Annotated in this window: 12 protein-coding genes; 8 read left to right on the top strand and 4 right to left on the bottom strand. The window is 41.7% G+C overall.

Features of this window, described 5'->3' with window-relative positions:
- The first annotated feature begins 392 nt into the window (after positions 1 to 392).
- Together ASV53_RS18470 and ASV53_RS18465 are read left to right on the top strand one after the other, a co-directional pair.
- Positions 393 to 1,166 carry a helix-turn-helix domain-containing protein gene (locus tag ASV53_RS18470; RefSeq protein WP_239928851.1) on the top strand — a complete coding sequence of 258 codons (774 nt, stop codon included), beginning with the start codon at positions 393 to 395 and terminating at the stop codon, positions 1,164 to 1,166.
- Between the two features lie 294 nt (positions 1,167 to 1,460).
- Positions 1,461 to 2,534 (top strand): hypothetical protein, encoded by a 1,074-nt coding sequence (locus ASV53_RS18465; RefSeq protein ID WP_094958172.1) that lies wholly within the window; start codon positions 1,461 to 1,463, stop codon positions 2,532 to 2,534.
- Between the two features lie 119 nt (positions 2,535 to 2,653).
- Here the strand turns inward: ASV53_RS18465 and ASV53_RS18460 are convergent, their stop codons facing one another.
- Positions 2,654 to 5,761 (bottom strand): efflux RND transporter permease subunit, encoded by a 3,108-nt coding sequence (locus ASV53_RS18460; protein WP_094958171.1) that lies wholly within the window; start codon positions 5,759 to 5,761, stop codon positions 2,654 to 2,656.
- Positions 5,762 to 5,764: 3 nt separating this feature from the next.
- The gene (locus ASV53_RS18455; protein WP_094958170.1) at positions 5,765 to 6,916 is read right to left on the bottom strand and encodes an efflux RND transporter periplasmic adaptor subunit; all 1,152 of its coding nucleotides are present in this window, start codon (positions 6,914 to 6,916) and stop codon (positions 5,765 to 5,767) included.
- 126 nt (positions 6,917 to 7,042) lie between these two features.
- On the opposite strand from ASV53_RS18455, the gene ASV53_RS18450 reads away from it, so the two are divergent.
- The 6 genes from ASV53_RS18450 (at position 7,043) to ASV53_RS18425 (ending at position 10,810) form a co-directional block, all read left to right on the top strand.
- The gene (locus ASV53_RS18450; RefSeq protein ID WP_094958169.1) at positions 7,043 to 7,642 is read left to right on the top strand and encodes a TetR/AcrR family transcriptional regulator; all 600 of its coding nucleotides are present in this window, start codon (positions 7,043 to 7,045) and stop codon (positions 7,640 to 7,642) included.
- Between the two features lie 214 nt (positions 7,643 to 7,856).
- Positions 7,857 to 8,642 (top strand): transporter substrate-binding domain-containing protein, encoded by a 786-nt coding sequence (locus tag ASV53_RS18445; RefSeq protein ID WP_094958168.1) that lies wholly within the window; start codon positions 7,857 to 7,859, stop codon positions 8,640 to 8,642.
- 64 nt (positions 8,643 to 8,706) lie between these two features.
- The gene (locus tag ASV53_RS18440) at positions 8,707 to 9,300 is read left to right on the top strand and encodes an HAD family hydrolase (RefSeq protein WP_062691102.1); all 594 of its coding nucleotides are present in this window, start codon (positions 8,707 to 8,709) and stop codon (positions 9,298 to 9,300) included.
- A 113-nt stretch (positions 9,301 to 9,413) separates the two neighbouring features.
- Positions 9,414 to 9,920, top strand: coding sequence for a hypothetical protein (locus ASV53_RS18435; protein WP_239928850.1), 507 nt, complete (start codon positions 9,414 to 9,416; stop codon positions 9,918 to 9,920).
- Positions 9,921 to 10,028: 108 nt separating this feature from the next.
- Positions 10,029 to 10,358 (top strand): hypothetical protein, encoded by a 330-nt coding sequence (locus ASV53_RS18430; RefSeq protein WP_062691101.1) that lies wholly within the window; start codon positions 10,029 to 10,031, stop codon positions 10,356 to 10,358.
- A 170-nt stretch (positions 10,359 to 10,528) separates the two neighbouring features.
- Entirely contained in the window at positions 10,529 to 10,810 is a 282-nt protein-coding gene (locus ASV53_RS18425; RefSeq protein ID WP_062691100.1) for a hypothetical protein, read from the top strand.
- A gap of 90 nt (positions 10,811 to 10,900) precedes the next feature.
- On the opposite strand, the gene ASV53_RS18420 is transcribed toward ASV53_RS18425, so the two are convergent.
- Positions 10,901 to 11,587 (bottom strand): DUF3334 family protein, encoded by a 687-nt coding sequence (locus tag ASV53_RS18420; protein WP_062691099.1) that lies wholly within the window; start codon positions 11,585 to 11,587, stop codon positions 10,901 to 10,903.
- Positions 11,588 to 11,630: 43 nt separating this feature from the next.
- On the bottom strand, positions 11,631 to 11,990 hold the full coding sequence (locus ASV53_RS18415) for a glutathione S-transferase N-terminal domain-containing protein (protein WP_094958167.1): 360 nt from the start codon (positions 11,988 to 11,990) through the stop codon (positions 11,631 to 11,633).
- Between the last annotated feature and the right edge of the window lie 378 nt (positions 11,991 to 12,368).

The following is a 12,368-nucleotide window of genomic DNA, read 5'->3' as shown; positions in this document are numbered from 1 at the left end:
GTAAAAATAGTCACTAATAAACGTTGTAAAAGAATAACAATGCGATATTAAATTAGGGTTATCTGTGGAAATTGCTCGCTCTTAATTCTTTATGGTCAAAAAAATGACGCAGCTGTTAGAATGAATAATTATGAGTAGCATGTTCAATAGAACCCATGGTTATTTAAAAGGTGCTAAAAGAGGGGGAAAGACAAACTAACTCATTGAAGCGTGGTAAAACTCGCTTTTTTTGTCTTGAATCATCAACTCTGAGACAAAGTAGAGCGACTGGAATTATTGGATAATTTAGACGTTACTTATTCATAAGTAAGAAAAATTTGTATGTGAAATCATACTAATAATAAGTTGCGATTTTTAGTATTCATCGACATGGAGTGTCAGAGGTTAACAAAGTGAGCCGTAGTTTGCTCATCGACTTTGTTAAGGTTATTTTTGCTGACACATTCAAAGGTGGATTTGTGATTTGGGTAAATTGTTGCCAACAAGATAAGCCGACTGTGGCAAAAGAAAACCTGAAGTTTTCTCACAGTGTGGTCGATGTGTCTCCTTACGAATTGCTCTCTACGATGACAGGGCATGAGCTTATATTTCTTGAAGTACTAAGCTCATCATCTGAAGGTTTTGAACTGTTACGTGCCGTCAAGAATCGTTTCCCATCGGCCAAGATAGTGGTCGTTTACCATAAACTTGATGCCGATCTTGCGCTGAATGTACTCCGAGCTGGTGGTGAGGATGTGATTGGTGCTGATGCAAACCGACAGCAGCTAGATGAATGCTTTACAAGGCTGCATACTCACAGCATTCATACTGATGCAAAAGGTAATTTAGAAAGTCGTGAAATATCGATCCGACCAGCATTAAAAATCATTGATGAAAATATCAGTGCACCACTAAGGGAAGAAGAGCTCGCCAATGCGTGCCAATATTCACCAACGTATTTCTCTCGCTTATTTCACAGCATTATGGGAGTCACACTTAAGCAATACATTATTAAGAAACGATTAGACCTTGCCTGTGGGTTATTGCGTTCAGATCGTGAAAAGATCGCGACCATAGCAAATTCGACAGGATTTAAAGATGTATCGTATTTCTCCCGTGTCTTTAAAAAGCACATTGGTTGCTCACCTGGCGAGTTTAGAATGCGAAAAACAAACTTAGATGTTTGATGTTACAAAATAGGATGCTAGTTGGAACTGGATTCTAACAATACTGCGAAAACGACCATTATTGATATCTCGGCTCGGGCAGTGTATTGCAAAAGATGAAAACAAACTTATTGTCTATGCTTGTGTTTATGTATAATCGCCCTCGCTTTGCTTATGTGACAAAAGGTTACAGTTAATAAGCAAGGCGTTTTCATCGGCGAATTTCATTGGCACTAAGATTACATGACATCTTTCCACGATATACTTGGCACAACAGCTTCTATGTCTCGCGAGGACGTAAAAAAGCGATATAAGATGCTATCTAACCGTTCTCATCCTGATAAGGGGGGATCTAAAGCTTTGATGCAGATGGTGCGTCAGGCTTATGAGCAAGTCATGAAAGGTAACGGTGCGAGCGAAGCAATACGCACTGTCATTAAGAAAGATGGTCGTGTTGACCAACTTCAGAATCAGCTTATCACTCTTGAAAAAATCCACGAAGAGTTACGTATTGCCTTCGATGAATCACAATCTAAATTACGAAAGTCGGAAGCTGAACTTAAACACCTTCGTAGTACCCAATCCCAGCAGTCTCATGATGACTACGAGCTGACTCAACTTAAGCGAGAAAATATTCGCTTAAAGCGAGATATTACAGATTTACAACATGATCTACGAGCTGCGAAATCAACGCAACCTCTACGATCCGCTTCCAGTGAGTTGTCTGAAGATATTAATCCAAACTCGCCTTTCAAAGGGGCGAGTAATGTATTTAAACAGACTAAAACGACAGGTTTAACTCATAGACGTAAAGTATGGATTGTATTGGCACTGCCGCTGTTGGTAATTATGGCTATGCTGCTGCCTGCAGGTGAACATATTCAAACAATTATTGCATTGTTTGATTCACCGGCTGAAAAGGTTAACTCTCATCCGAAGATTTTGACTGCTCATCCAGATGATCTGGCGAAGAAAAATGCACAACAGCAAGCTGCGATGGTGATGGTGATACCAGAAAAACCCAAAGCACTTCCTCAGCTTAAGTTGGTTAAAGAGTTTGGGGCATGGCACAAAGGATACTTTGCTGAAACTCAACAGCCTTATATTGCGATTCGCAGTGAAGGGGGATCATATGTCTTACATAATTGCCAAGGTGAATTTCAATATTATATGAATCAAAATTTACGCAGTCGCCGTTTGCCTGCGAACTTGATTTATGAACGCCGTGATCGTCACTTTACTATCTATAGTATGCCTTATGGTAATGGCTCTACATTGGCGCAATGGAGCGGCAGTAAGAGTTTGTTGATCAACGATGAATACTTTCCAAATCAAGGCTTTGAAAATGCGTATCAAGATTTATTGAATACGTGTGATCTTGTCTATTAGATAGGCTTTTTCTTAATATAAATAAATGAATGAAGATAAGCCAATAAATACATGAGAGGTGCGCCATTATTCAAATAATGGCGCACTTTTTTGTTTCAACTTCCTTTCTCAATCGCTATTTAGATCTTTACAGATGCGACTGCAGGCGTGACCTCTAGCGGTTTTTTCATCACAGCGACTCGGAATCCTGCGGGTACAAAGTAGAATGAAATCATCGTTGCAAGCAAGGTTCCGCCGGCAATGGTGACGGCGAAAGGTGGCCAGAACCCCCCTCCTGCGAGAATGAGTGGCATGAAGCCGCCAACTGTCGTGATCGTTGTAGAGGTTATATGGCGCGTACAGCTCATGACCGCGTTTAGAATGGCTTCTTGGTCACCTTTTACAGCATCAGGACAAGACTTCAATTCGGCGAGAAGAACTATCGCAGCATTGATAGCCAGACCCACTAAGCCCAATATCCCAATGATGACAGTAAAGCCGAATGGGTAGTTAAATAGCCATACAGAGAATAAACCTAACCCTGAGGCTAAAAAGCCGACAGTGAAAATGATCTGACTCAGTCTAAATGAATTGAATGACAGCACGACAACCATGATCAATAGCGTAATAACCATGACTAAGTTGGATAAGAGGTTGCCTACTGATTCATCCCGTTTGGCAGACTCTCCGCCAAACTCAATCTTATACCCAGATGGAAGTGTTTGTTGGTATGAAGCTAAGCGATCTCTAAAATGATCTAATGCTGTTTGCGGTAATACACCTGCACGAATATAGCCTTCGATAACGTTAACGCGTTCACCATTACGGCGCGGAATAGCCCCACGACTTGGTGTCAGAGATAAATCAGCTAATGCTGATACAGGTATACCCGCTACTTCATTTCGCGATTCAACAGGCAAGCGTAAATTACTTAAATGTGTAATGTTTTCCCGGTTTTCATCGTTCACACGTACGCGAATAGGGATTGACTCAGTAGCTTCGATGATAGAACCACTGACACTGCCTGATAATGAGGCTTGTAATAGGCTGGCGAAATCCGAAAGTGATAATCCACTTAGTTGACTTGCTTCCTCATTTACGTTTACCCACACTTTGGGTGTGCCTGGTTGTAAGGTTTCGCGGGTATGTGTGACATCTGGTGTTTGAGCCATGATCAAACGAATATCTTCCCCTATCATTTTTAAACGATCTAAATTGGCGCCGAAAACACGTACTTCTAATGGCGCATTAAATGGAGGACCTTGCTCTAATTTGCGAACGAGAATTTGCGCTTGGGGTAAGGCGTTATCGAGTTGCTGCTGCAATTGAGGGATCAATTTATTAGCAGCGGCAAAGTCAGACATTTTCACCATGGCTTGGGCGAAGTAGGGAGCACCACGTTGTCCTGCGACTAAGTTGTAATAGAAAGAGGGGAAATTGGTGCCGACGAGCCAATTAATTTGTTCAACACTCACATGCTCAGCCATGATTTTATCGACCTGCTCTGTTACCTCAGCGGTGGCATAAATGCTTGATTGAGGCGGCATGAAGAGCTGGATTTCAAACATGTCACGATCTGATGGTGGGAAGAACTGTTCAGTGAGTTGAGTCGCACCCCAAAATCCAGTCAAAGGTACTATCATCACCAATAACGCGGTAATAAAAGGGTGTCTAACACTTAACCCAATCGATTTTCTGAACGTTTCACGGAGTTGAGGTAAATGGATACCTGTATGATACCAAGCGGATGCTTCTTGGTTGTTTGCCCCCGTATTGTCAGGTAACCAGCGTGAAGCAAAGCCCGCCACGATGGTGTGAGAAATAATATAAGAACCGATCAATGAGAACGAAACGGTTACAGCAATCGCGCCAACAAATTCACCTGCTGGTCCTGGCATTAAAATGATAGGGGCAAACGCAAGTATCGTGGTCAGGGTAGAGCCTAACAGCGGAACCCATAAGTGACGAATAGCATTCATTGCCGATTGTATTTTTTGGACTCCTTGTTGACGATAATGTTGAATAGTATCAACCATGACAATGGCATTATCTACCATGATGCCAAGTGCGACGATTAAGCCTGTTACCGACATTTGATTAATGGGTAAACCCGTGAATTTCATCATGGTAAGGGTTAGTAGGCTTGTTAAAGGCAAAGATAACGCGACAATGATGGCTGAGCGGAAACCAAGAGTGAGTAGTAGTACAACCAAAATAATAGAAAAGCCGAGTAATAGGCTTTCTGTAAGTTCAGATAATCGGTTTTCCGTGTAGCTTTGTTGTTCAAAAATGAGGTTTACTTTGATGTTGCTTGGTAGCTCTTGCTGATAACTAGTTAAAAAATCACGAACACGGTTGGTCCAATTATCGACTCTCAGATGTGGTTGCATGCGTGCAGCAACAATTACAGCGGGTTGACCATGAATATAAGCGAGTTGAGCTGGTGGTGTCGCGGCTGTGCGTTTGACTTCCGCAATGTCTTCCAAGCGAATGACATGACCGTTCTCATCCACAGCAATAGGAACGCGCTTAACGCGATCAACAGAATGCAGAGCATCAGCCACCTCGAGGGAAAAACGATTGTGCTTGTTGACCAATTCTCCTGCTGAATTTTTAGCATCAGCCCCAGCTATCGCGTTTGAAATTGAAATAGATGAACGGCCTAATGCACTCGCGACAGCAGGATCCATGCTGACAAGAATTTCTTCATTTGGCATTCCATATTCGTCAACAAACTCTGTACCACTAAGGTTACGAAGGCGATTACCTAGCTCGGTAGCATAACGTCGCATCGTTAACAAATCTGGGTCTGACGGGCCCTGCCAAGTGAGTGCCGTTATAGCGGTGAAAGCGTAAGCGTGATCGCTGTCTAGATCTGGTCTGGAGGAGCCGTTAGGCAGCAAGGGTTCCGCATCCGAGAGTTTATCGCGCGCACGTGACCATACAGGTTCGCTATTTGTGATCTCGTCTTTTAATTCGATATTAATTACTGATATCCCAGGGCGAGAGACAGAGGTGAGATCTTTTATTTCATCAAGTTGGCGTAAGGCGGTTTCTAGTTTTTCTGTGACTAAGGCTTCAACCCGTTCTGCTGTGGCGCCAGGGTAATGAGTAACAACGCTGGCATGTCGATTCTTGATGATAGGATCTTCTGCACGGGGCAAGGTATTAAGTGCAGATAGACCACTGACAACCAATAAAGCAACGGCTAAGACTAATAATCGTGTATTACTGATAATCCTAAACATGCTTTATGCTCCCTTATTATTGATAGGGAGGGGAAGCTTTTTTACGATAGACACCTTTTGCCCTGGGACTAATCGATGGAGTCCGTTAGCAACTATTTTCTCATCTGATGCAATTGCGCCATTAATAAATGCTTGCTCGTTATTGGCAAACAAGACTTGCACACTACGGCGTTCAATGGTGTATGCATTGTCATCTCGACGTAGAGCAAACACATTCCAAACCCCGCGTACGCCATCGGTTAGTGCAGAAAGAGGTACCCAATATCCTGCATCATTGTGGTTATCTTGAAACGCGAGATAAGCCAGTTCACCATCTATAACTTGTGCGCTTTGTGGTAGAGCGAACCGTAATTGTACTGTCCGTGAATTAACATCAACACGCGCCCCTGGGTTGAGAAGAGTGACGGGGTAACTTTTACTCCCAACTCGAACAACCCAATCTGAGGTTTGTTGTTTTAGCTTAGCAAGTTGTTTCGCAGGTAAACCAATGTGGGCTTCTTGCTGCGTGCTAGCAAGTAATGTCAGCGTGGGTGAGCCCATTGTGACAACATCTCCCTTGGAGATGTGACGAGCACTGACAGTGCCGGTATAAGGCGCATAGATGGTCGATTTCTGTTGTTGTAATTGATTGGCTGCAAGCGATGCGCTCAATTGACGGTAGTTGGCTCGTAAGACATTTCGTTGGCTGTTTAAGCTATCTATTTCAGATTCGGCACTGAAGCCTTTTTGTTTTAATGATCGTTGGCGTTTTAAGTTAGCTTCTACAAGATCTAACTGGGCTGTTACCTGCGCCTGTTGCGCTTTCAGTTGATCCGCTTCCGTATTCAGTAGTTGAGTATCAAGGATCACCATGGGATCGCCGATCTTTACATGATCACCAACATCAACCAGTAACTGAGCAATCTTCCCGCTTAGTTCAAACCCTAACTTTGCTTGCTGGCCCGCCTGAATTGTGCCGACATATTCACGTTGCACTTGATAATTCTCTTGAGCGAGCAGCGTGATGCTGTTCACATTGATGCTTTGTTCAGCTTGCTTAGTTTCTTTTGTATCGCCTGATGAGTTGTTGCACCCAGAAAGTAAACTAGAACCAATAATTATACTGATAGCAAGCCGTAAGTGGGGAAGTGAAAAACGGTTCGAAAAGTGTGACATATCGGATCCTGTATCTGTCAACAACATCAAAAGAGAGTATAGTTAAAAAATATACGAATAGAACTGGACTGTCTAGTTTGATTGTAATTAAAATGATAATTAAATGTTTTGGTGTGAGGCGTTACAGTGACAACACGAAGTGAACAAAAGAAACAGCAAATTTTAAAAGCGGCAGGTGCTTTGTTTTGTGAACAAGGTTATGGCGTGAGTATGGACGCGATTGCAATAAAGGCAGAGGTATCGAAGCAAACTGTTTATGCGCATTTCAAAACCAAAGATGATCTTTTTGATACCTGTATCAGGGCTAAATGTATAGATAATCAACTAGATGGCTCTTTGCTTGAGGATTCTCGAACCATTGATATTGTATTGAAAGAGTTCGTCGTTCGTTTTCAGTCCATGCTGTTGAGTGAAGAAGCCTGTCAAACGTACAGAGCCGCGGTCAGCCAGAGTGATACCCACCCTCAATTAGCCAAAGTGTATTTACAAGCAGGGCCACAAGCAACGACGGAAATGTTAGCCGAATACTTACAAGCCCAGCATGATAAACAAGTTATTAAGCTGTCTTTACCCGCAAATGATGCGGCGATGCAGCTCTTATTAATGGCGCATGGGAAGGTGCTTTATTGGGCGTATTTAGGGCAAAGAATTGAAGATTCAGAACAACAAAATAGGATTTATCTTGAGGCCAGTGTAGACATGTTTTTGAAAGGGCATAGCCAGTAAAACAGAAGCGAACGCATAAAAATATCAAACATCAAATGTAATTAATTTGTTATTTATCAGTGTAAAAGACTGCTATGTTTAATGGGTGTATTTAACCATAGCACTGACGAGTTGTGGGAACATGCTCGTTAACTCAATCCAATTTTTCGGAAAATAAAACGTTCGCTTACATTGAGAGGTCTTTATGCTGGCTGTGTTGTATCGGAACCGTTCGATGAAAGTTATTTGTGCGCTGTTATGCTACATGGTGCTAAGTATATCATCGGCATTGGCCGCAAAAAGCCGTCTGCAAGAGATCATCGATCGCGGTGTGTTACGTGTAGGAACAACAGGCGATTGGCATCCGATGACAATGCGCGATCCCGCAACTAATTTTTATAAAGGCTTTGATATTGATATCACTACCGAATTAGCAAAGGATCTTGGCGTTACGGTTGAATATGTTTCTGCTGATTGGCGCACGCTTGTCAGCGGTGTAGTGACAGATAAATACGATATAACGGGCAGTGCATCACTGAATATGCAGCGTGCAAAAGTTGCAGGTTACAGCAAACCTTATTTCTATCTTGCTTTTGTACCTGTTGTGCATGCTGATAACGTGAGCCAGTATCGACGCTGGCAAGATTTTAATTCTAGCTATGTCAGAGTTACTGCGACGGTTGGCACAGTGCAAGCGATGATCATGAAAGAACTTTTTCCTGCCGCAGAGCATAAAACCGTGCCAGCAGGTAGTACTCCGTATGATGAATTATTATCAAAACAAGCAACCATGACCTTAACCTCGAATATAGAAGCGGCATCGCTGACTAGCCGTTATCCGAAACTCAAGGTTGCTAAAGTGTCAGGGATGCAAAGGCCCACCCCAATCGCCATGCTAGTACCAAACGATGAACAAGTATGGATCAACTATGTGGATCATTGGATAACGTTGAAGCAAACACAGGGTTTTTTTGATCGCATCGCGAAAAAATGGGGTATTGCCCATCTGGATAACCGCTAGTAAACGTGGATATTCTTCGATATCGTGGTGGTTAATTACAGGTATCTAGAATAGGGAATTACAGATGGATCTTTCAAAATATCAGGCGTTAATCTTCGATATGGATGGCACCTTGATAGACTCAATGCCTGCGCACGTTGGATCATGGGAAAAAACCTGCGAAGACTTTGATATTCCTTTTGATGCTGATTGGCTTCATAGCCTTGGTGGAATGCCTACAATAAAAACCGCGCAAGCCATTATCGATAAGTTTGGCCTGGATCAACAGCCTCAGCTACTGGCTGAAACTAAATTCCAGCATTATGAGGCCCTTAGTCATAAAGGCGATATTATCCCCGTGACGGTTGATCTTTTAAAGATGCACCGTAAAGAGAAGAAAGTAGCCGTGGGTACGGGCTGTATGCGTCGTCATGCAAATGAACTATTAAATGTAACAGGGTTAATGCCTTTACTTGATGCGGTTGTAACGGCTAGCGATGTGACTAACCATAAACCACACCCAGAGACCTTTCTTGAAGCGGCAAAGCGTGTTGGCGTAGAGCCAAAAAATTGTGTTGTATTTGAAGATACTTTACTGGGACAAACAGCGGCACTGGCGGCTGGTATGGATTGTATTTTGATAACAAATGGCCAAATATCATCTTTTACTACGGCCTAACAATAGGGTAATGGGTGAAAATCACGCGATATCTAACCTAAGTTTCATCAACGGTTCGACATTTTTCTATTTATGATTAGAATCGAACCGTTAAGAATTCCAGATGAAATGTTATGACCCGATCTACCAAACCAGAAAGTGCCACAGAATCCTCTTCCCTGCATGAAACAAAAGTAGGCTCCTCTCGTTCGTCTCGTAAGCGGGGCAAACAAGAAGAATTTGGCATGTCAGAGACGCGTTTCTGGATTCGTCGTTTGAGTAAAACAGGGCTACGTGCGCTCCATATAACGGGTATTGCGATGGCCAGTGCGGGTATTTTGTATCAGGTTGAGAGTTACCAGTGGCAAATGTGGTGGATGTTAGCCATGGCGACTGGTGTACTTATGATGATATCTGAAATATTAAGTTCTAAATTATGGTTAATTCAGCTTAAAGGTGTGCTCACTTTTGTTAAGTTAGGCTTACTGGCATCGTTTATTATTCTCCCTGAAAACAAGCCTGTATTATTCGCAACCATATTGATTCTGTCTGTCTTTATTGCACATGGCCCTGCGGGACTTCGCCATTACTCAATTTGGCATCGCCGTCGCATCGATGAGAAAAAACATGTAAAAGGCTAGTAGATAGGCTTTATTTGCGACTCTCTACTGCAATTATTTGTTGTGCTTGTTTAGAACTACTACACTGAAAAAGAACACAATTCTTCACCGTCGAAAAGGAGAGTGTCTGTGATTCGTGTATTTAGTGTGATTTTCTTTACTGTGGCAGTAACCGCTTGTAGCCAAACTGTTGATCAACAAGCTGATGATTATGTTGAAGCAAGCTACGCCTTATGTGGTGCGAAGGTAAAGGCTTTTTCTAAAAGTGATGATGGAAAAATACGAGTTATTTGTCAAAATGACAGTTATTTTGTGGTGAAGAATCAAAGTACGTTAGCGTATATGCAAGAGCTAAATGGAGCATACTGCCACGGTAAAGGGTTCACTGTATTCAGCGAACGCAAGAATTACTACACCTTCACCTGCGCGGATGACAAGAATTTTAATATCCCTAAGTAACGTTTAGCTTTCTTAAGTTGCGAAGACACAAGACCGAAACTGCGTTTCGGTTTTTTTGTGTCTGAATAAACACATAAAACAGGCGATTTTTCTTGCCAGCTACGTTGTAACGTAATACTGTGGTTATAACCAGTACGCAAATGATGTTTATTGGTTCACAGGAGGCGCTTATGATTCAAGTAAACTTTGAACTAGCAACGCAAGCCTATGAGAAAGTGCTGAAATACCCTTATGGTGGTGACATTGAACAACATGAATATACTGCGTTAAGGGTGTTTCGCTGGGATCTTGCGCATGCAGGTATGCCAATTAACCAAGCAATTGATTTACGATTGAAAATCGCTGGTTATCGTCCTATTACAACTAAACCCTCTCAAGCCCACCGCCCATTGCCTAGCTGTATTGTTGATAAAATGAGTCGTAGCTGGAAAAATGAGCACGGCTACCGTTAAGACTGAAGCTATACAGTACTTACCCAATATTAAAAAGGGCTTGGCAAAACTGCCAAGCCCTTTTTTACGAACCATAGTATAAGGGATTTATTAGATACCTAATTCATCCAGTAAGTCTTGTTCTGATTGCGATACAGATGCTGCTGATTTCGGTTCGTTTGATGCCGTTTTCTTATTTTGCTCTTCTTCAATCAGGCTATCTGGATCGACGTCAGCATGTTGCTCAAATTCTTCAATTTGAATGAACTCAGTCTTATCCATTGCCAGTTCTAAATAGAAGATGTTGTTTTTCTGCGTCGTGAAGCTAACACGGCGAGCTTGTGGGCGGTCAAGGTTAGTATCTACTGATAGTAATATTTGTTTGTTCAGCGCCAACATTTTTGGTTGGTTCTGCATAATCGAAATTTGTAGCTCACGGCGAATCTTGCTAGTGAAATCACCGATAACTTGGTTCATTAACTCACCCAGCACATTTGATACATCATCAGATGTATGCAAGATCGCTAACTCATCAGCAGGAATTCCCATTTTCAACATGTACTCTTGGTACAATTCCAATGCTGCATGTTGCGAGAAGTTAGCAACAACTAACCCTGTAAAACCACCATCAAATAAAACAAAACAGCCAATATCTGGCTTTAAGCTTGTTTTATTAATCTTTTGAACCATTGCCGAATAGTTAATACTCGTTTCAGTTGCGGTAGATAATACACCGGAAAAGGACTGACAAAGTTTTAATAAAATGTCGTCAGTCGTGATGGTTTTAGTTTTTTTCATTCTATTTCTCAAACTGTTTAATTATGAATATTACAGTGAAGGTTTATGCAAATCGTTTTTCAAGGTAAGCGATGATATCGTTGGATTCATACATCCACTCGATGTCACTGTTTTCTTTTTCAATGCGTAGGCAAGGTACTTTTCTTGCTCCACCTTGCTCTATAAGTTCCTGTTCCCATGGTGAAACTTTTGCATCACGTGTTTCTAAAGGCAGGTTCAGGCGTTTTGCAGATCGACGGACCTTCACACAAAAAGGGCAGGCTTCAAATTGGTAAAGTGCTAATTTCTTAACCTCATTATTCACCTCTTGTTGTTTATCGGCTTCGCGAGCTAAACCTTTAGGTGAAAATACAGCATTTAAAATTAAGATAAGACGACCTAGGATCCAGCGAACCATTTTCATGTTTATTTACCTATTTGTTATGCTTTTGTGATTCTGGAGTTTATCACAATCATATTTGAAGGTAATGAGTTCAGATGAAAACAACATCAGTTTATAGTTGATAAGCCATTTAATATATTGTATCCGGATGTTTTTTTAGCCTAAATAACTAGGCAATTGGAGCGGAGGGACTCGATAAATTCGAGGTATTGCTGTTAATGTTGAGTTAAATGTGACGTAAATATTCAGACTATAAAGGTATATTTAGTAATCTACCTGCAATAATCGTCATAAAAACAATAATTTCATTAGCCAAAAAAATGCCACCTTCTGCCTAAAAAGACGATCAGTGTCACTTATTGAATAAAATTTATAACATGAAAATACCTTATATAAAAT

The organism is Photobacterium sanguinicancri, assembly GCF_002265265.1.
Classification (GTDB): Bacteria; Pseudomonadota; Gammaproteobacteria; order Enterobacterales; family Vibrionaceae; genus Photobacterium; species Photobacterium sanguinicancri.
The sequence above is the reverse complement of the archived record's forward strand: the minus strand, read 5'-3'. Positions and strand labels throughout refer to the sequence as shown.

Excerpts from the sequence above, each read along its gene's own strand:
- ASV53_RS18465 (WP_094958172.1), top strand. The coding sequence starts at position 1,461 with ATGCTATCTAACCGTTCTCATCCTGATAAGGGGGGATCTAAAGCTTTG.
- ASV53_RS18460 (WP_094958171.1), bottom strand. The coding sequence starts at position 5,761 with ATGTTTAGGATTATCAGTAATACACGATTATTAGTCTTAGCCGTTGCT.
- ASV53_RS18455 (WP_094958170.1), bottom strand. The coding sequence starts at position 6,916 with ATGTCACACTTTTCGAACCGTTTTTCACTTCCCCACTTACGGCTTGCT.
- ASV53_RS18445 (WP_094958168.1), top strand. The coding sequence starts at position 7,857 with ATGAAAGTTATTTGTGCGCTGTTATGCTACATGGTGCTAAGTATATCA.
- ASV53_RS18440 (WP_062691102.1), top strand. The coding sequence starts at position 8,707 with ATGGATCTTTCAAAATATCAGGCGTTAATCTTCGATATGGATGGCACC.
- ASV53_RS18435 (WP_239928850.1), top strand. The coding sequence starts at position 9,414 with ATGACCCGATCTACCAAACCAGAAAGTGCCACAGAATCCTCTTCCCTG.
- ASV53_RS18425 (WP_062691100.1), top strand. The coding sequence starts at position 10,529 with ATGATTCAAGTAAACTTTGAACTAGCAACGCAAGCCTATGAGAAAGTG.
- ASV53_RS18420 (WP_062691099.1), bottom strand. The coding sequence starts at position 11,587 with ATGAAAAAAACTAAAACCATCACGACTGACGACATTTTATTAAAACTT.
- ASV53_RS18415 (WP_094958167.1), bottom strand. The coding sequence starts at position 11,990 with ATGAAAATGGTTCGCTGGATCCTAGGTCGTCTTATCTTAATTTTAAAT.